This is a genomic window from Rhizobium sp. AAP116, from assembly GCF_001295785.1.
Taxonomy (GTDB): Bacteria; Pseudomonadota; Alphaproteobacteria; order Rhizobiales; family Rhizobiaceae; genus Allorhizobium.
Window position 1 is genome coordinate 244360 of the sequence record NZ_LJIB01000043.1, and the last position, 17463, is coordinate 261822.

A 17463-nucleotide genomic window follows, 5' to 3' on the forward strand; every position below is an offset into this window, starting at 1 on the left:
TAAGGCTTGCATCACATCGAAAACGGACATAAAGATATCTTTATGTCGTTATTGTGGTGGTGTGAATGAGACTCGGTGTCGATACTCTTGTGGAATTGCTGAAGGCGGCAGGCGAGCCGACCCGCCTGCGTCTCCTCACGCTTCTGTCTGCGGGCGATCTCACGGTCACCGATCTTACCGAAATTCTCGGTCAGTCCCAGCCACGAATCTCCCGTCATCTGAAGTTGCTTGCGGAAGCCGATCTGATTGATCGCTATCAGGAGGGCGCCTGGGCCTATTTTCGGCTGAAGCAGGAAGGCTCGGGCGCGGCACTGGTTCGACTGCTGCTGGATGCTGCCGAGGAGAGCGATCCTGTCCTCCAGCGTGACCGGGATCGCCTGGCCAGCGTCAAGCGGGCGAGGGCTGAGAAGGCGCAGGCCTATTTCAGTCGCAACGCTTCCGAATGGGATGAGCTTCGCCGGCTGCATGTTAATGATGCCGATGTAGAAGCGGCTCTGATGCGGATCGTCGGAACCGACGCGGTCGAATCGATGCTCGACCTCGGCACAGGCACTGGCCGTATCCTGCAACTGCTTTCGCCACGCTACCGCCGCGCAATCGGGATCGATGCCAGCCGCGACATGCTGGCGGTCGCCCGCTCCAACCTCGACAAAGAAGGCATCCTGTCCGCCAGCGTGCGTCATGGTGACATCCTGAACCTGCCGCTCGATGCCGGCGACTACGACCTCGTCACGATCCATCAGGTTCTGCACTTCCTTGAGGAGCCGGAACTGGCTCTCGCCGAGGCTGCGCGCATGCTGAAGCCGGGTGGTCGGCTCGCGATCATCGATCTCGCACCCCATGCCCATGAATATCTCCGGGACGAGCACGCCCATGTGCGCCTCGGCTTCTCCCATGGCGTCATGGCCGAATGGCTCGACCGCCAGGGTTTGGCCGTCGAGGACGTCATCGATCTGCCGCCGGAAACTGCGGCGGGGCGCGGGCTCACCGTGACCATCTGGCTTGCCCGGCGCGGGAGCGCTGCGGGCAGGGCCACTTCAGTACAACCCCTTGCCTTGACCGGGAGCAGATAGATGACCATGCCCGAACGGCCGATCGCCAAGACCCCTGATGCGCGGATCTCCTTCGAGTTCTTCCCGCCCAAGTCGCCCGATATGGAGGATCAGCTCTGGCAGGCGGTGAAGGCCCTGCAGCCTTACCAGCCCGATTTCGTTTCGGTGACCTATGGTGCCGGCGGTACGACGCGCGAGCCGACCCTTGCGACCGTCAAGCGGTTGATTGCCGAGACCCCGCTTGCCACTGCTTCGCATCTCACCTGTGTGGGTGCGACGCGTGACGAGGTGCGCGCGGTCGTCGAAGAATTTCAGGCCGCCGGCGTTCGCCACTTCGTGGCGCTGCGTGGCGACCCACAAGGGGGCGTCGGCAGCCGCTATGCGCCGCATCCGGGTGGCTTCGTCAATGCTGCCGACCTCGTCTCCGGTCTGCGTGACCTCGGCGATTTCGAGATCTCCGTCTCAGCCTATCCCGAGCGCCATCCGGAAAGCGAAAACGACGACGTCGATCTCGACATGCTCAAGCAGAAGGTGGATGCGGGAGCAACGCGCGCGCTGACGCAGTTCTTCTTCGACAACGATATCTTCGAGCGCTACCTGGAACGTGTCCGCGCGGCGGGGATCACCATCCCGATCGTGCCCGGCATCATGCCGATCCAGAACCTGACGCAGCTGAAGCGTTTCGCTTCTATGTGTGGCGCCAGCACCCCGTCGTTTCTCGACGAGCGCTTCGAGGGGACCGAGGGTGATGCTCAGGCGCGTGCCGCCGTTGCGGCCGACATTGCGGCGGAACAGATCGCCGATCTCGCGCGTCGCGGTATCGAGGAGTTTCACATCTACACAATGAACCGGGCGCCGCTGACCATTGCGACCCTGGACCGGCTCGGCATCACGGCGAAGGCCGCCAAGGTTTCCAGCGCTGCTGCTTGATCTGAGGTCGCCGTCGGCATGAGAAAAGGCGCATGACGGTCCGTGTCATGCGCCTTTTATTCGTTTTGAAATCATATCTGCTGGAGAGGCCTAACCAGGCCAACTCATGGGTTTCAGTTACTCAGACCCGTGTCAGATAAACAGCATCGTTGCGATGAAAACAAACGCTGCACCGACGATCAGGACATTAATTGAATTAGTCAGTCCCATGTGTGCCTCCTTGCGTTGACCGTTAGATATTATGTCTGATTTGTGTCGGCGCAAGGGCAAATCTGTGCTGCGCTGCGTCATTCTGCAGTGGATAAAGTATGCCTAACATTCGATAAGCTAGTCGTTTCAACGGCTTGTTTCAGATCTCGCGCTGTTAATGAAGTTTAATTTCCGTGAGCGTTTGTAGGCCGACTCAAGGCGCTGAAATCCTCAGCGTCACCAGATCGACAGCTGCTCGAAACAAAAAAGCCGGGGCGTGGAGGCGCCCCGGCTCGATCATGTGGTCTTTGATGCGGATATCAGAGTGCGGCCAGCAGTGCCGGTGTCGGCCAGCCATCGGCGGGTAGGCCGACTCGCTGCTGCTCCTTCTGCACCGCGACGCGCGTGCCGGCGCCGAGGATGCCGTCGATCTTGCCGACGTCGTGGCCAAGGCCCTGCAGCTTGGTTTGCAGCGCCATCATCTGGTCGGTGTCGAGGCCCGGTTCGGGGTTGCCCTTCTGATAGGCGGGCGCACCACCGAACTGGGTGGCGAAAAATGCCGCCGAGGTCGTGTAGATGAAGGACTGATTCCATTCGAGATAGATGTTGAAGTTCGGATAGGTGATGAAGGCCGGCCCCTTGCGGCCCTGCGGCAGGATCAGCGAGGCGGGCAGGGCAGAGAAAGCTGTCTCGCCATCGCGAGGCTGAACGCCGAGCGCAAACCACTCACCTGCCGTCATCGTGCCTCCAAGGCCGGACTTCTCGAAGGGCAGGTTTTCCGGAATGCTGACTTCCTGGATCCAGGGTTCGCCGCGCTTGAAGCCGAGATGCTGAATGAAGCGCGCAGCCGTGAGAAGGGCGTCAGGGCTGCTCTGCTTGACGTTCACATGGTTGTCGCCATCGCCATCCACGCCAAAGGCGATGATGTCTTCAGGGAGCATTTGCACCTGGCCAATTTCGCCGGCCCAGGCTCCGGTGTTGGTCGCAGGGTCCAGATCGCCGTGCTCGACCATCTTGATGAGCGCCAGTAGTTGCGGGCGGAAAAGTTCCGGACGGCGGCAGTCATGGGCGAGCGTGACCAGCGCATTGCGGGTGTTGAAGTCGCCCTGCACGGCGCCAAAGTCTGTCTCCTTGGCCCAGAAGGCGGTGATGACGCCTGCCGGTACGCCATATTCCTGTTCGGCGCGTGCGAAGACATCGGCGTATTCCCTGATCTTCTTAAGGCCGGTGTCGAGGCGCGCCTGACTGCCGGTGCGGCTCGAGAATTCCAGGAAGGTCTGGCGGAAAACGCCCTGCGAACGGTCGCGCGACAGAACCTTCTGGTCGATGGTCGCACCCGCGAGCGCCTTGTCGACAATCTCTGGAGGCGAGCCCGCGGCAATGGCTTCCGCCTTCACGCCTTCGAGGAAGGTCGCGAGATCGCCGCCGCATTGCTGCTGCGCCTGGGCGAAACCAGCTGAGGCAAGAATGAGGGCGAGAGGGAGCGCATGACGCAGGGCTTTGTTCATCGATCAGTCCTTCGGGTTGCGTGCCGCCGCAGGCCGCGTTTGCGCCGGCATGCGATGGCATGGGTTTGTTTCTCAGAGCCTCTAGGCTCCGTTTGCGATCATTTCGAGACGGCAGCGACCCAGTTCTGCCAGTTCTTCTGGGTGCCGGCGAAAACGTTGATATCGGTTTCGCCGCGGATGCCGGGAATGACGCCTGTCGACGTGTATTGCCAGAAGGACCAACGCCGTTCCGGATAAATCACGCTTGGATGCTGCGCCACGGCCCGGACCCAGAAGTGATGGTCCCTGAATGCGCCTTCGAGGTTGTCGCGGTGGAAGTCGACGGAGGTGTAGATGATCGGACGCTTGCCGAAATGGGCCTCTATGCGCTGCATGAAGCGCTGCATTTCGCTGCGCACCGTTGCGGGATCCGGCCGCAGGCGACAGGTCGGGGAGGTCGGGTTCCACTCGACGTCGAGCACCGGTGGCAGGAGGTTGGCATCGCGCGGCACGTTCTTGATGAACCAGTCGGCCTGCTCGTCGGCCGTCGAACAGAAATAGTAGAAGTGGTAAGCAGCGTGCGGGATCCCGGCATCGCCAGCGCCCTTCCAGTATTCGTGGAAGCGTGGATCAAGCATGTCCTTGCCTTCCGTCGCCTTGATGAAGACGAAGGATACGCCCGACTTTTTCACCTGGCGCCAGTCGACGTCGCCGTTCCATTTGGAGACGTCGATGCCATGCACCTCGTGACGATGCGGTGTCTTGCCATCGAAATGCTGGGGATCGGTGTCCTGGAAACGCGGAGAGAGGGAGGCTGTTTCCAACAGGTCGTAAGAGCTCGCGGTGCAGCCTGAAACTGCAAGGCAGAGCGGGAGAAGAAGTGTGGGAAGCCACCGCATCGAGGGTCCGTGACCTCATCATTAAGGGAAGTTGCCCCACAAGGTGCAACAACGACACGCGTGCGAGCCGACCGTCGTCGCCCATCATCGTCAAATCCGGAATAGATGCAATCTTGCTTGCGCGAGGCCGTCAGCGGGTGAGGACGGCGTGCCAGGCATAGCCACGCCAGAGGGGCTCGAATCGCAACTGCAAGCCCTTTGCTGCCGCCCGCTCTTCGAGAACGCTTTTCAGATCCGGGCGGGGGCTGACGTGGAAGCGGGCGAGCCAGGCCTGCAGACCCTTCTGAAACCACTGGGGCAGGCGCTCCTGCTGGCCGAAGTCGACGATGTGCAGGGATCCCTCTGAACCAAGCGCTTCGATACCCCGGTCAATGGCCCCCTGCCAGTCGGGAATCATCGACAGGGCATAGGAGATCATCACCCGATCAAAATGCGGCTGTCCGAAATCGGCGGCGCGAAATGTCGTGGCGTCGGCGACCTCGAGCCTTGGGCGTGACGCCTTGCCCTCGAACTTGGCCTGGGCGGTTGCGAGCATCTCTGCCGATATGTCGAGGCCAAAGAGGTTTGCATGCGGAAAGTGCCGCCGGGCAAGGACAAGATTGCGACCCGTGCCGCAGCCGATTTCCAGGAGTGAGCCGCCGTTTTGCAGATCGAGATCTGCTATCATGTGGTCTCGACCGAGCAGGTAGTATTTCCGCGTCAGGTCGTAGATATGCCGCTGATAGCGATACATCTGGTCCATGCGGTCCGCGTGGTCCTGGCTGGTGGTGGCAGCGAGGGCGGCAGGGCTTTCGCTCATGCGGGCCGCTTCTCATAGATGTGGAAGCCACCATAGATGGCGGAGCGGTCCTGAGTGTTCAGGGTATGCGAGCGTTCGGGCTGATAATGCCACTGGTCGAGCAGGGCGGGTGCGAGCTTTCCGTCCAGGATGCTGTCTTCCGCCGCGGTGCGGAAGATGACGCGGGCGCCTTCAGAGGCGGTACGCGTGATTTCGGTCCACAGCTCGTTCAGCTGTCGCTCGTTCATCCAGTCCTGTGCGTCGAGCAGCACGTAGCGATCGACGCTGCCGGCTGGCTTTTTCGCCAGGAGTTCGGTGAAATTGGCGTGGTGAACGGTCACGCGATCCGCTGTGTCCCGGATGGCGCGGTAGTGCTGTTCCTGCAGATAGGTGGGCAGAACGCCTTCCTCCGGCTTCGGATAGCGGCGGAGAAATGCCTGCCAGGCGAAATAGTTGTCGCGCAGCAGAAAATGGCAGCAGAGCTTTTCCAGGCGGTGGCGCAGCACGGGAGCGATCGTCCCGTCATTGGCCAGCGATGCGAGCTCGTCGTATTGCTGCGGTGGGATGCCAAGGCCGAAGAGCGAACTCTTGCGGCGGGTCAGCCAGCGAATGAGCGGCTTGTCGAACAGCGGTGCGATGCGGCTGTCGAAAAACATCCGCTGTTCGCGCAAGGAGCGGGTTTCGGCAAGTTCTTCCAGGCGAACGCCATGGCTGCGGGCGATCAGGTGGCCGACGGTGATGAACCGCCCAAGAAGGCCGGTGCGGTAGATGTTGCGGTTGAAGACGGAAATTCGTTTGCGACCCGTCAAGCCGCGCGCTTCCCAGTGGCGCCGAGTCGCTGTGTCCAGGTTGGGCGCGATGTGGCGGTCATACATCCGGACATTGGTGCTGACGCCCTTTTCGCCAAGCAGGCGACGGACGGAGGCGTGGTCGGGCAGGTGGCGGAAGGCGGCAAGCTTCAGACGGTTGAGGGCGATATGGTTCGGGTTCAGGTCGACCACATCGATCGAGGACGGGCGACGGCTGAGATAGGCGAGCATGTTGCAGCCGCCCGAGCCGATTGTGACGATGCGATGGCCTTCGGAAAGATCCATGGCCTGCATGTCGACCTCCGGATCCTCCCAGATCTGCGCATAGACGAGGCCGGAAAACAGCAGGCCGAAAAGCCGTTCCGAAAGGCCCGCCGGCGAAAGGGCGGCATGCTGCAGCAATGCACCCTTCAGCTTCTCGTTTCCGCGAAATCCGGCATCGGGTGCAAGCTCAGTCATGTCGATCCGCCCTCTTGTTGGGTTTCACGGCGTGTAGCGCCCGGGTGCTACAGTTTGATGACGTCGTTGACGGCGCGGCGGTAACCGAATTTCAATGCATTTTATACAAATTGTCCTCAGTTATTTTAGGGGTGTTTAACATGATGTTAAGTGAAATCCCGTTTGGGAGGCGACTGCGCTACGGTTTTGCGGGGTTTCTGGGCGGCGCTGCGGCGCCGGCTGCCATGGCTCTACCCGTTGTGGTGCAGTCCGGTTTTGTCGGTCTTTCCACAGCTTTTCTGAGTGAATGGTCCTCACTTGCGGCCATCAGCCTGCCGCTTGTCGGCGCCGCAGTCGGTTGGCGAATCGCCTCCTGGGAGGCCATGCTGCATGAGCGCATCAGTCGCCTCGAAGGTGGTGCGACGGCGCTTGAGGCTGCCTCACGTTTCGATCGTCTAACCGGGCTTGGAAACCGCCAGGCGCTGAACGAAGCACTTGACGCCCTGCTGGCGGCACGTGGTCCTTCCGGCGGTACGCTTCTGCTCATCGATCTCGACCGCTTCAAATATGTCAACGACACGCTGGGACATGCGGCTGGCGACGCACTGTTGGTCGTCGTGGCCGAGCGTTTGCGCCAGGCTTCGGGCGAGGGCGCGCAGTTGTTTCGTCTCGGGGCCGACGAGTTCGCGGCCATCCTGCCGCAAGCACTGCGCCGCCCGGTGGCAGAGTTCGTCTGCCTGGCGATCGAAGACGCGCTCGCCCGCCCCTTCGAACTGGAGCAGGGCCGCGTCATGGCCGGGCTCAGCATCGGGGCGACGCTCATCTCGCCCGAGGACCGGAACGTCACGGCCTTGTTGCAGCGAGCGGACCTTGCCCTCTATCGCGCCAAGGAGGTCTTCGGCCCCGCCCATGCCTTCTACGATGAAAGTCTCGCCCGTGAAGTGCGGGAAGGCCTCGAGCTCGAGCGCGACCTTTCGCGCGGCTTCGTCGACGGGGAATTCTATCTTGAATACCAGCCGATTGTTGCCGTGGAGAATGGCGACGTGCGATCGCTGGAGGCGCTTCTGCGCTGGCGCCATCCGACGAGAGGATTGATCACGCCTGACATCTTCATCCCTCTCGCAGAGAAGACCGGCATCATTCAGGTGATCGGCAAATGGGTCGTGCAACAGGCTTGCGCCGCAGCCGTAACCTGGCCGGAACCGACGGGCGTCAGCGTCAACGTGTCCGGCGACCAGTTCAAGGATCCGAACTTCGTGACGCATATCCTCGATTGTCTGGTGGATACCGGGCTGGCGCCCGAGCGGCTGACGATCGAAGTGACAGAGGCGGTCTTTTCCGTCGATATCGATCTTGTTTGCCGCAGTCTCGCCGAGCTTCGCTCGAGCGGCGTGCGAATCGCGCTCGACGATTTCGGCACCGGCTTCTCGTCGATCAACAATCTCCGGCTCTTCCCGCTCGATGAACTGAAGATCGACCGCTCCTTCGCAAAGCAGATGCTCGAGACCAGCCAGGGTGCGAAACTCGTCGACCTGATGCACAAGCTGTCGGAGACCTTCCAGATCCGGACCACCATCGAGGGCATCGAGACGAACAGCCAGTTGGATTTCGTCAAGCGCCTCGGCATCGGCGAGGCTCAAGGGTTCCTGTTTTCAAGACCCGTTGCAGCTGCGGAGGCGCTCAACTACCTGCAGGCCCGGCTCGCGCAACGCGCAGCGCCCGTCGGTTGAAAGTCGCGGGATAACTTCAGACACGCGGCCTGCTCATCTTTCGCCTGTCATCCATTCCTGCTTCGATAGCGGCAACAGGAGGAGAGGCTGATGCGGAGACTGATGAAGTGGGGTGCACGGGTGGCGGTGGCCCTCGTAGGCATCGTTGCTGTGGCCGCAGCCTGGATCGTCGCATTTCCGCCCGAACTTCTCAGGGTCGGCACCGGCTATGCCGCCAAGATCGTCTGCTCGAACGTGTTCATCGCCGGTCGCGACGCCGACGAAGTGCTGCGCGACGATGTGCAGGCCCCCGGGCACCCCTTGCTCAAACTCGTGCGCGCCGAGGTCGATCTCGAACAGGGCCTGGTGAAAACAGCCTTGCTCGGTGTCGTCGCACCATCGGCCGCACTGCATCGCACCGGCTTGGGCTGTGCTGCAGTCAACGAATCCGAGATCGATGCGGCAAGACGCCTGTCTGCTCCGCCGGCCGAAGCGGGCTCAGTCGACACGGCCCGGGCCTGGCCGGATGGTGACGCAGTGGCGCAGAACGATCCGCGGCTCCAGGCCGTGCTTTCCGATCCCGACCTCCTCGGACCAAGCGCCCGCGCAGTCGTCGTCGTGAAGGACGGCCGGATCGTCGGTGAAGCCTATGGTCCGGGTTTCAATGCGGAAACACCGCTTCTGGGTTGGTCCATGACGAAGACGGTGACGGCCGCGCTGGTCGGCATCCTCAAGGGGGAGGGACGGATCGACGAGAATGCGACGAACCTCTTTGGCGAATGGAACGGTGACAGCCGTGCCGAGATCTCGCTTTCGGATCTACTCGCCATGCAAAGCGGTCTCAGTTTCAATGAGAGCTATGGCGACGTGACCGACGTGACGCGCATGCTCTATCTCGAACCGGATATGGGGGCCTATGCGGCGTCGCTGCCTCCGGCGGCAGGGCCGGGCACGCGTTTCAATTACTCCTCCGGAGAAACGGTGCTGATCTCGCGTTACTGGATGTCGCGGTTTTCGAACCGGGAGGCGGCGCTCGCCTACCCGCGGGAGGCCTTGTTCGATGCGATCGGTATGCGCAGCGCTGTGCTCGAAGCGGATGCGACCGGTACTTTTGTCGGCGGTTCCTATCTGTACGCGACTGCCCGCGACTGGGCACGGTTCGGTCTCTTGATTGCGGAGAACGGACGCTGGTCCGGCCGTCAGCTCGTCGATCCGTCCGTCATGGCACGCGTCTATGAACCGGCTGCTGCGTCCAACGGCGCCTATACGAGAGGGCAGGCCTGGCAGAATGGTCCCGGAGACAAGGACAGCAATTTTTCGCTGCCCGAGGAAACGCTCTGGATGCTCGGCCATGACGGACAGTCGATTGCCGTCATTCCGTCTGATAAACTGGTGGTCGTCCGGCTTGGGCTTACGCCGCGCCGCCTGGACTACAGACCACAGAGGCTCCTGCAGGCCATACGTGATGTCCTAGGCTAATGAGACGAGTTACTGCATCAGATGCAGCAGGCCCTTGCGCTTGGCATCGTAGTAGTAGCCGCGAGAATAGAGGCGGATAGCCTGGTCGTGATCATTGTCGGCGACGACCCAGGCGCCTTTCAGATATTTGACCGCATATTTGATGTTGGTTTCGGCATCGAACAGTCCGTCGGCTGGGCCGTCGTAACCCATCGCCTTCGCCGTGTTGTAGCGGATCTGCATCAGGCCGTAATTGCCCTTGCTGTAGGCGGCCGGATTGTAGCGGCTTTCGCGGTGCACGACGCGATGCACCAGATCAACCGGGATCTCGTGGAGCCGTGAGTATTTCTCGATAAGCGCGTTCAGACGCGTCGGGCCAACCGTATCCGGCTTCCGACCCGCATTGGGCACCTGCGGCTCGCCCGGAGGCGACACGTCGAAGGGGTCGCCGAAGCTGGTGAGCGCCGTCGCGCGCAGGGGGGCTGCATAAGCCAGGACGACGGGAGCCTGTACCGCTGCTGGCGCTGTCGCGGATGCCGGTGCAGGTGTTGCACTTGCGCCAACGCCAGGAGGGGTGAGCGTCGCTTCGGTCGAAGCTGCCGCAGCCGTCATCTGCTGGCTCCCTGCGGCAACAGGCGTCGTTACCATGGCCAGTGCATCGGTGGCTGCTGTCTGCGGCGTGGTGGGGGAGAGAGCCGAGGCCTTCAAGGCCGGGATCGGCGCTGCGGTTTCCGTGCCGGGAATGAGTGGTGCAGGGCCCGGGTTTGCTGCTGCGAGCTCGGCCTGCGTCATCAACGACGCCTGGGCCCCGGCTGTGCCATTCGTGGCGGCCTCGGCAGCCATGGCAGCCTGCATTTCCGGAGACTTCGGATTGGCGACCGGTGCGGCAGCGAGATCTGCCTTCACGCTTTCATCGATCGCGGTGCATCCACCCAGTCCAGCCAACAGTGAGGCAGCCATGCAGAGAGCGATGCCGCGGTCAGTTCTGACGTTCATGCCACTATCCGTTACGAGATGCACGCGAGGTCACCGGCAAATCAGCCGACTGTTCGTTTCCGTTTCTTAATCTATGCCCAGCATTGCGGCAAGCTTGCGACCTCGGGGGCATTTCGCAGACGCGTCCCGCGGCTCAGGCCGCGATCTTTCGATAGCCGGCCGTAACCGCCTTTGCCGCAATCAGGACGGTGCGGCCGGAACGGTTCACAGTCCGGCGAGCTGCATGTTTCCTAACGATTTTTCGGACGCGTTCGGGAAACAGTGCATAGACGATGCAGGACAAGGCCGAGAGGGCAACGAAGGTGGCGCCAAGTGCGATCGCCTGGGGAATGAACGGAGCGGCCGGCGCCAGGAATTGCGGCAGAAGTGCGGCAACGAGCAGGCTGCTGCGCGGGTCGCGGGATTCGCTTTCGAAGCAATGCGCGATGACGCGAAGCGGTTTTTCCTCCGGCAGATTGTCGTTGTCGGCTACCGGTTCGATGCCGGCAGGCGCACGCGCGAGGCCAAGCCCGAAGAGCATCAGCCAGAACAGGCCGATCCACTGGAAGATCGAAAACGTCAGCGTCGACAGCGAGATCAGGCCCCAGGAGATGGCGAGTGTCGCTGCGACCGACACGGCGGTGCCGAGTGCAACGCCCGTTCCCGTGGCGAAGACGCTCTTGCGGCCATGGGCCAGCGCATAGGACAGAACCATGCGCTTGGACCGGCCGGGCACGACCAGAAGGGCCGCGGCGACGACTGCGAACAGGATCCAGATAGAATGGGGCATGACACTCACTCCTCCAGGAGAGGAAGCCAGCTTTCGGCGGTCAGGTCAATGGATGGGGCGGTACTTCTGCCCGAGATAGTCCATCACTTCTTTGAACCATGGCGTGCCGAGGTCGAAAGGCTTGCCACCCTTGATCCGCGGGAACTCTATGGTCCGCAGGCGTCCGGCCTTGTCTTCATCATGACCGGTCACGCCCGACACCTTGTTCAGACCGCTTTCGACCGCGAGATCGACCATGCTCTGGATGAGGCGAAGGTCTTCGTAGTTGGCGGGGGCAGAGCGGGCGTAGTAGCCTGATTTCTGCACCATCGAGCGATCGGCATCGAGCAGCTTGGCAAAGTGCTTCTGGAACCAGTTGCCGACATTGATCGTGTCGAGCTTCACATGGCCGAAGGCGTCACGCTTGATTTCCTCGCCGGCCGCCTCCCGGTCGGCGACGATCTCGTCCATGCAGGCGCCTTCCGAAACGAAGAGCGTGACGAAGCCGGTCCGGTCCATGATGTCCTTCAGGCGGGCGGCTTCGCCCTCCATGTCGAAATGGGTCTCGGGAAGATAGAGGCCGTCGATGTTCTTCAGCTCCTGGTTCATCATGAGGCCTTCGATGTATTCATTGTGCTGCGTGCGCTGCATGTAGGCGCGGGCGGTGGCTGCTGTCAGCCAGCCGCAGTGGCGGCCCATGACCTCATGAATGACCAGCGTGCGTGGCGAAGCGCTCTGTTCGTTGGAAACATGGTCGAAGAATCGGGCGCCGACTTCGGCGGCCGTCCAGGCGCCGAGCGTCTGCTTGATCGGGTAGACGTCGTTGTCGACGGTCTTGGGCATGCCGACGACCGTCAGGTCGTAGCCGTTGGCGCCGAGATAGGCGGCGAGGTCGGCAGCGGTTGTGTTGGTATCGTCACCGCCAATGGTGTGAAGGATCGTGACGCCATCTGCCGCGAGCCGTTCGGCTGCGACGCGGAGCGGATTCTGGTCTTCCCTGACCAGACCGCGCTTCACGCAATCGGCGACATTGGTGAGCTTGACGCGGCTGTTGCCGATCGGCGATCCACCATAGCGATGCAGCACATGCGCCTTCTCGCGCATTTCCTTGGTTATCTCGATCTTGTAGTCCATCAGCAGGCCGCGAAAGCCGGACTTGTAGGCGATGAGCTCGATTTCGGGTGCGATGTCGGTGTAGCGCTCGATCAATCCGCCGACAGCGGACGAGAGACAGGGCGCGAGGCCCCCGGCGGTCAACATCGCGACTTTCTGCTTGGCCATCGATCCTCCTCGGACGCTTCATCGCCCGTGCAACTTGGGTGTTCAGGTGGCAAATGGATGCGATAGGCGCGGCGGCCTGTAAAGCCAAAAAATCAAGGAAATCGGGCATTTCGCAACCATGCGAGCTTCAAATCCGAATATAATCGTTTCAATCGCGGCCGGGTGACGGGATGGCTTCTGTGGATAATCGATTGGAGCCCATGCCGGGCGTCGGGGCAGCGCGAGTTCAGCGAAACGGATTCAAGATGAAGAAACTTTAATCCTCGCTATTGGGCCCGGCTCCTTGCTTTTTCTGGGTATATTTGGTCAAGCTTTCAACATGATCTTCGATTTTGCCTGCGAACAAATATCGTCATTCTGGGACCGGTTGCTCGGCGCGATCGGTGATGCGGCTGGCAATGTGATCGGCAGTATCGTCGAGGCCGTGCGCACGGCCTTCGAAGGCGATCCGGAAACGCGCCGTCGCGTGTCTTTCTCGGTTGCCATCATCGCGCTCTCCGCGAAGATGGCGAAGGCCGATGGCGTCGTCTCGAATGCCGAAGTCGAAGCATTCCGCAAGATCTTCGAGTTTCCGCCGGAAGAGGCCCGCAATGTGGCCCGGCTTTACAATCTCGCCCGCCAGGACGTCGCGGGTTTCGAGACCTATGCGAAGAACCTCGCAGGCATGTGCCGGACCTGCGACGAGTTTTGCCCGGTGCTCGAGGATATCATCGACGCCCTGTTCCACATCGCCAAGGCGGACGGCCTCGTGCATGAGAAGGAACTCGCCTTCCTGTCGCGCATCGCCGAGATCTTCTCAATCTCGGAAGAACGGTTCGCGATGATCACCGAACGGCATATCCATCTCGACGGCGATCCTTATGGGGTTCTCGGCGTGCAGCCGTCCGACGATTTTGCGACGATCCGCAAGAAGTACAGGGCGCTGGCGGCCGAACATCATCCCGACCGACTGCATGCGCGCGGCATTCCGACGGAATTCCACAGCGTCGCCAACCATCGCATGGCCAAGTTCAACGAGGCCTATTCGGCGATCGAGAAGGCGCGCCGGGCGGCATGAGTTCGTTCACCGGGGATTTCAAGCGCGCGGAGGTCTGTCCTTCGCCCAATCACGGCGAACGCGTCGGCGTCGATCGCCCGGATATTCTCCTTTTGCACTATACGGGCATGCCTTCCGCCGAGGGCGCGCAGGCTTGGCTTTGTGCGCCGGAAAGCCAGGTCTCCAGCCATTATCTGGTGCATGAGGACGGCCGCGTGGTTCAGATGGTGCCGGAAGAGCGGCGTGCCTGGCATGCGGGCAAGAGCATTTGGGGCGGCGAGACCGATATCAACTCCCGCTCGATCGGCATCGAAATCGCCAATGCCGGACACCCGGGCGGCCTTCCGGACTTTCCCGAACAGCAGATCGAATCCGTCATCGAATTGTGTCTCGAATGCGTCAAACGGCATGGTATTGCCCCTGAAAGGGTGCTTGCCCACTCCGATGTGGCCCCCATTCGCAAGGTCGATCCGGGTGAAAATTTCCCCTGGGATCGGCTGCATCGGGCAGGGGTCGGACACTGGGTTGAGCCTGGTCCGATCGGCGGTGGTCGCTTCTTCCAACGCGGTGACCGGGGGCAACCCGTCGAGGCGCTGCAGTCGATGCTGTCGCTTTATGGTTACGGTCTTGAGATTACAGGCGAATTCTGCGCTCAGACGGAAGGCGTGGTCGCCGCATTCCAACGACATTTCCGGCAAGCCAAGGTTGACGGGGTTGCCGACAGATCGACCATCGAGACCCTGCACAGGCTGCTGACCAGCCTGCCGCGTTTCGGCTGATCCAATCCCATCCCACGGTGTTTTCGGACCAAGGAAATCAACGCCTCTGGCGATGATTTGTTGCGGTGCCACAGGAATTCCTCATTGGGCGGCTCTAAAGGACGGGCTGAACAGCGCCGAGGGTTCGCAGACGGACCTGGCGCAAACATCAACTTGAGAGACCCGGAACTGGCGGCCTGACAGGGGCTCGCGGCGCTTAACTGCGCCCGCTTTGACGCGCGTGGATACCGGTGGCTCGACTGGAGACTGAACCTTCTCATGACACGACGACTTGTTGCTGCCGCGGCATGCATTGCAATGCTTTTGACCAACGCCCAGTCCGCGCTTGCCGGCAGCGAGGAGCGCCGCTTCAAAAAGCCCCTCAAGACGATCACTCGCGACGCCGGTTATCCGGCGGCGCCTTCCTTCTCGAAAAGCCCCTACAGCGCGATCATCACCAAATATGCGAAGAGCTACGGCGTCCCGGTCGATCTGGCCCATGCCGTCGTTCGCGTCGAGAGCAATTTCAATCCCAAGGCGCGTGGCAGTGCCGGCGAAGTGGGGCTGATGCAGATCAAGCCGGCGACGGCGCGAGCCATGGGCTATCGCGGCAAGACCAAGGGGCTCTACGATCCGGAGACCAACATCCGCTACGGTATGAAGTATCTCTCGATGGCCCATGAACTGGGCGGCGGCGAGACCTGCGGCACCATCCTGCGCTACAATGCCGGCCATGGCGCCAAGCGCATGAACCCGATCTCCAAGCGCTATTGCGGCAAGGTTATCGCCTTGATCGGAAACTGAGAAAGAGCTGTGCCCTTGCCGTTCCTGTCACTGGACACGGGGACTTGCCATGCTATCACCGGACGCAACGTAAGGATGGTGACGCATGATTGAGCGGTTCAAGTCGATAGTCGTTGGCCGAGGCATGATGGGTGCTGCGGCGGCCCGGTACATGGCACTTTCGGGAGAGGGCGTCGCCGTCATCGGTCCCGACGAGCCGAAGGACTGGTCGAGCCATCACGGTGTTTTTGCGAGCCACTACGACGAGGCCCGGATTACCCGGACGATCGATTCGAACCCCATCTGGGCCCGGCTCGCCAATCGCTCGATCGCGCGCTACGGCCAGATCGCTGCGGAAAGCGGCATCGCGTTTCATGATGAGGTCGGATGCCTGATCGTCGGGCCGAAGCGAGGCGGGCGCGATCCCTATGTCGGCCAGGTCGAGGCTGCCGCACGAGAGCTCGGGGTGTCCGTCGAGATGCTGTCTGACGCTGCACTCAAGTCGCGGTTTCGCTATTTCGATTTCGGCTCCGATTGCGAGGGTGTCTACGAGCAGCGCAATGCGGGTTACGTCAACCCGCGTCGGCTCGTCGAGGCGCAGAGCCTGCTTGCGGAGAAAGCCGGTGCCAGGGTGATTCGTCAGACGGTGGTTTCCGTCCGGGAGGAGGGCGGTCTTGCCATCGTCACCACCGATGATGGCGCGGTCTACTCGGCCGAGCGCGTGCTGATCGCGGCCGGCGGCTTCTCGATCAACGAAAACCTGTTGCCGCGTCCCGTCGACCTTAAGGTCTATGCGCGTACTGTCGCCTTCTTCGAGGTCCCGGATGAGGATCTTGCCGCCTATTTCGGCATGCCGTCACTCATCCATCAGCCGGCTGATCCCACCGACCACATCTATCTTCTGCCGCCGGTGCGCTATCCCGACGGCAAGACCTATCTCAAGATCGGCGGGGATCCCGACGATCTGCAGCTCGAGACGGAGCCGGAGATTCGGGCCTGGTTCAGGCGGGGTGGTCGACTGACCACGCGCGATCACCTGCATCGGATCATCACCGGCCTCGTGCCGACCCTGGCCGATGCGCCGATTTCAATGGCGGCCTGTGTGACCTCGTTCACCCCGGAGAACTATCCGTCGATCGGTTTTGCGAGTGAGCATATTGCAGTACTCACGGGCGGCTGTGGCGCGGCGGCCAAGAGCTCCGACGAGATCGGGCGGCTGGGTGCAGAGCTTCTCCAGCACGGCCGAATCATCGACGAGGCCTATGGCGACGTGTTCCGGCCGGTCTTCAGAGACTGATTCACCAAAAGCGCCCAAGTGGTCCTCGATGCTCGCTTTTCGATGGCAATCGGGCAAAGGGTCGGCTAAGGACGCCTTGCCAGTTGGCTGGGCAGCCGCGCTTTACCAATGCCGAAAGGCGGTAAGGTGAGGAAAGTCCGGGCTCCACGGAAACACGGTGCCGGATAACGTCCGGCGAGGGCGACCTCAGGGAAAGTGCCACAGAAAGCAAACCGCCTCGCATGCGAGGTCAGGGTGAAAGGGTGGGGTAAGAGCCCACCGCGTCGCTGGCAACAGGGACGGCACGGCAAACCCCACCGGGAGCAAGACCGAATAGGGATGACGCGGGTGGTGCGAAAGCACCGCTACAGCCTGTTTCCGGGCCAGTCATCCGGGTGGGTTGCGCGAGGCAGCGTGTAAACGCTGTCCCAGATGAATGGCTGCCACGTTCCGGGAAACCGGGGCCATACAGAACCCGGCTTACAGGCCAACTGGCAAATTTCCCCTTTTTCGACTTTTCGGCGAACCACCTGAAATTTCAGGTGGAACGGCCTCGGGTTCGGCGAATCACATTTGCGGCAACGATTGTCGAATTGCGCACCGAAAACAGCAGTTTCTAACCATTCGTTAAGCTTAACCGCCTATCAATGTTTGAATCGCGGAAGAGGTTCATCCCGGCCGTTCCCATTGACGCCCATATTGTCCCATGGTATCCCAATTGCATGCCGTTGCGGGGGTCGTTTCATCCCCGAAATCTCGTGAAGCAGGTGCTTCCTCTCGCATTTCAGGCGGGTGTGTTGCGGGTTCGACGGTTGGCGTAATCAGGTGTGTTCCGG

General features: G+C 61.5%; 15 protein-coding genes and 1 other RNA gene. 9 read left to right on the top strand and 7 right to left on the bottom strand.

Annotated elements, in window-relative coordinates; genetic code table 11:
* The first annotated feature begins 65 nt into the window (after nt 1-65).
* Together IP85_RS21275 and metF are read left to right on the top strand one after the other, a co-directional pair.
* Nucleotides 66-1073, top strand: a complete 1008-nt coding sequence (locus IP85_RS21275; RefSeq protein WP_054151655.1) for a metalloregulator ArsR/SmtB family transcription factor — start codon at nt 66-68, stop codon at nt 1071-1073.
* Nucleotides 1074-1982, top strand: coding sequence for a methylenetetrahydrofolate reductase [NAD(P)H] (metF, locus tag IP85_RS21280; RefSeq protein WP_171901538.1), 909 nt, complete (start codon nt 1074-1076; stop codon nt 1980-1982).
* A 509-nt stretch (nt 1983-2491) separates the two neighbouring features.
* Here metF and IP85_RS21285 read toward each other — a convergent pair.
* The 4 genes from IP85_RS21285 to IP85_RS21300 all read right to left on the bottom strand — a co-directional run bounded on the left by IP85_RS21285 (nt 2492) and on the right by IP85_RS21300 (nt 6603).
* Nucleotides 2492-3679: a lytic murein transglycosylase gene (locus tag IP85_RS21285; RefSeq protein ID WP_054151656.1), complete on the bottom strand. Its 1188-nt coding sequence runs from the start codon at nt 3677-3679 to the stop codon at nt 2492-2494.
* Nucleotides 3680-3777: 98 nt separating this feature from the next.
* Nucleotides 3778-4557, bottom strand: a complete 780-nt coding sequence (locus IP85_RS21290; protein ID WP_054151657.1) for a GH25 family lysozyme — start codon at nt 4555-4557, stop codon at nt 3778-3780.
* Between the two features lie 130 nt (nt 4558-4687).
* On the bottom strand, nt 4688-5356 hold the full coding sequence (locus IP85_RS21295; RefSeq protein ID WP_054151658.1) for a class I SAM-dependent methyltransferase: 669 nt from the start codon (nt 5354-5356) through the stop codon (nt 4688-4690).
* The gene (locus IP85_RS21300; RefSeq protein WP_054151659.1) at nt 5353-6603 is read right to left on the bottom strand and encodes a DUF3419 family protein; all 1251 of its coding nucleotides are present in this window, start codon (nt 6601-6603) and stop codon (nt 5353-5355) included. The genes IP85_RS21295 and IP85_RS21300 overlap by 4 nt, the downstream gene beginning before the upstream one ends.
* Nucleotides 6604-6743: 140 nt before the next feature.
* Between IP85_RS21300 and IP85_RS22310 the strand changes: the two genes are divergently transcribed.
* Together IP85_RS22310 and IP85_RS21310 are read left to right on the top strand one after the other, a co-directional pair.
* Nucleotides 6744-8312, top strand: coding sequence for an EAL domain-containing protein (locus tag IP85_RS22310; RefSeq protein WP_197278035.1), 1569 nt, complete (start codon nt 6744-6746; stop codon nt 8310-8312).
* Between the two features lie 90 nt (nt 8313-8402).
* On the top strand, nt 8403-9770 hold the full coding sequence (locus tag IP85_RS21310) for a serine hydrolase (RefSeq protein WP_054151661.1): 1368 nt from the start codon (nt 8403-8405) through the stop codon (nt 9768-9770).
* Between the two features lie 9 nt (nt 9771-9779).
* Here IP85_RS21310 and IP85_RS21315 read toward each other — a convergent pair whose 3' ends face one another.
* The 3 genes from IP85_RS21315 to IP85_RS21325 form a co-directional block, all read right to left on the bottom strand.
* Nucleotides 9780-10745 carry a lytic transglycosylase domain-containing protein gene (locus tag IP85_RS21315; protein ID WP_054151662.1) on the bottom strand — a complete coding sequence of 322 codons (966 nt, stop codon included), beginning with the start codon at nt 10743-10745 and terminating at the stop codon, nt 9780-9782.
* 133 nt (nt 10746-10878) lie between these two features.
* Entirely contained in the window at nt 10879-11514 is a 636-nt protein-coding gene (locus IP85_RS21320; RefSeq protein ID WP_054151663.1) for a LysE family translocator, read from the bottom strand.
* Between the two features lie 45 nt (nt 11515-11559).
* Entirely contained in the window at nt 11560-12774 is a 1215-nt protein-coding gene (locus tag IP85_RS21325; RefSeq protein ID WP_054151664.1) for a pyrophosphate--fructose-6-phosphate 1-phosphotransferase, read from the bottom strand.
* Between the two features lie 319 nt (nt 12775-13093).
* Here IP85_RS21325 and IP85_RS21330 point away from each other — a divergent pair, with 319 nt between their 5' ends.
* The 5 genes from IP85_RS21330 to rnpB all read left to right on the top strand — a co-directional run bounded on the left by IP85_RS21330 (nt 13094) and on the right by rnpB (nt 17126).
* Nucleotides 13094-13831, top strand: coding sequence for a DnaJ family molecular chaperone (locus IP85_RS21330; RefSeq protein WP_054151665.1), 738 nt, complete (start codon nt 13094-13096; stop codon nt 13829-13831).
* Complete coding sequence (locus IP85_RS21335; protein ID WP_054151666.1) at nt 13828-14589, top strand: N-acetylmuramoyl-L-alanine amidase; 762 nt, start codon at nt 13828-13830, stop codon at nt 14587-14589. Before IP85_RS21330 ends, IP85_RS21335 begins: the two co-directional genes overlap by 4 nt.
* A 258-nt stretch (nt 14590-14847) precedes the next feature.
* Entirely contained in the window at nt 14848-15372 is a 525-nt protein-coding gene (locus IP85_RS21340) for a lytic transglycosylase domain-containing protein (protein ID WP_054151667.1), read from the top strand.
* Between the two features lie 85 nt (nt 15373-15457).
* Nucleotides 15458-16648, top strand: a complete 1191-nt coding sequence (locus IP85_RS21345) for an FAD-dependent oxidoreductase (protein ID WP_054151668.1) — start codon at nt 15458-15460, stop codon at nt 16646-16648.
* Between the two features lie 79 nt (nt 16649-16727).
* Nucleotides 16728-17126: RNase P RNA component class A (rnpB, locus tag IP85_RS21770), an RNA gene on the top strand.
* Nucleotides 17127-17463 lie beyond the last annotated feature (337 nt).

Excerpts from the sequence above, each read along its gene's own strand:
- IP85_RS21340 (WP_054151667.1), top strand. The coding sequence starts at position 14,848 with ATGACACGACGACTTGTTGCTGCCGCGGCATGCATTGCAATGCTTTTG.
- IP85_RS21275 (WP_054151655.1), top strand. The coding sequence starts at position 66 with ATGAGACTCGGTGTCGATACTCTTGTGGAATTGCTGAAGGCGGCAGGC.
- IP85_RS21315 (WP_054151662.1), bottom strand. The coding sequence starts at position 10,745 with ATGAACGTCAGAACTGACCGCGGCATCGCTCTCTGCATGGCTGCCTCA.
- IP85_RS21335 (WP_054151666.1), top strand. The coding sequence starts at position 13,828 with ATGAGTTCGTTCACCGGGGATTTCAAGCGCGCGGAGGTCTGTCCTTCG.
- IP85_RS21300 (WP_054151659.1), bottom strand. The coding sequence starts at position 6,603 with ATGACTGAGCTTGCACCCGATGCCGGATTTCGCGGAAACGAGAAGCTG.
- IP85_RS21285 (WP_054151656.1), bottom strand. The coding sequence starts at position 3,679 with ATGAACAAAGCCCTGCGTCATGCGCTCCCTCTCGCCCTCATTCTTGCC.
- IP85_RS22310 (WP_197278035.1), top strand. The coding sequence starts at position 6,744 with ATGATGTTAAGTGAAATCCCGTTTGGGAGGCGACTGCGCTACGGTTTT.
- IP85_RS21295 (WP_054151658.1), bottom strand. The coding sequence starts at position 5,356 with ATGAGCGAAAGCCCTGCCGCCCTCGCTGCCACCACCAGCCAGGACCAC.
- IP85_RS21330 (WP_054151665.1), top strand. The coding sequence starts at position 13,094 with ATGATCTTCGATTTTGCCTGCGAACAAATATCGTCATTCTGGGACCGG.
- metF (WP_171901538.1), top strand. The coding sequence starts at position 1,074 with ATGACCATGCCCGAACGGCCGATCGCCAAGACCCCTGATGCGCGGATC.
- IP85_RS21320 (WP_054151663.1), bottom strand. The coding sequence starts at position 11,514 with ATGCCCCATTCTATCTGGATCCTGTTCGCAGTCGTCGCCGCGGCCCTT.
- IP85_RS21310 (WP_054151661.1), top strand. The coding sequence starts at position 8,403 with ATGCGGAGACTGATGAAGTGGGGTGCACGGGTGGCGGTGGCCCTCGTA.
- IP85_RS21290 (WP_054151657.1), bottom strand. The coding sequence starts at position 4,557 with ATGCGGTGGCTTCCCACACTTCTTCTCCCGCTCTGCCTTGCAGTTTCA.
- IP85_RS21345 (WP_054151668.1), top strand. The coding sequence starts at position 15,458 with ATGATTGAGCGGTTCAAGTCGATAGTCGTTGGCCGAGGCATGATGGGT.
- IP85_RS21325 (WP_054151664.1), bottom strand. The coding sequence starts at position 12,774 with ATGGCCAAGCAGAAAGTCGCGATGTTGACCGCCGGGGGCCTCGCGCCC.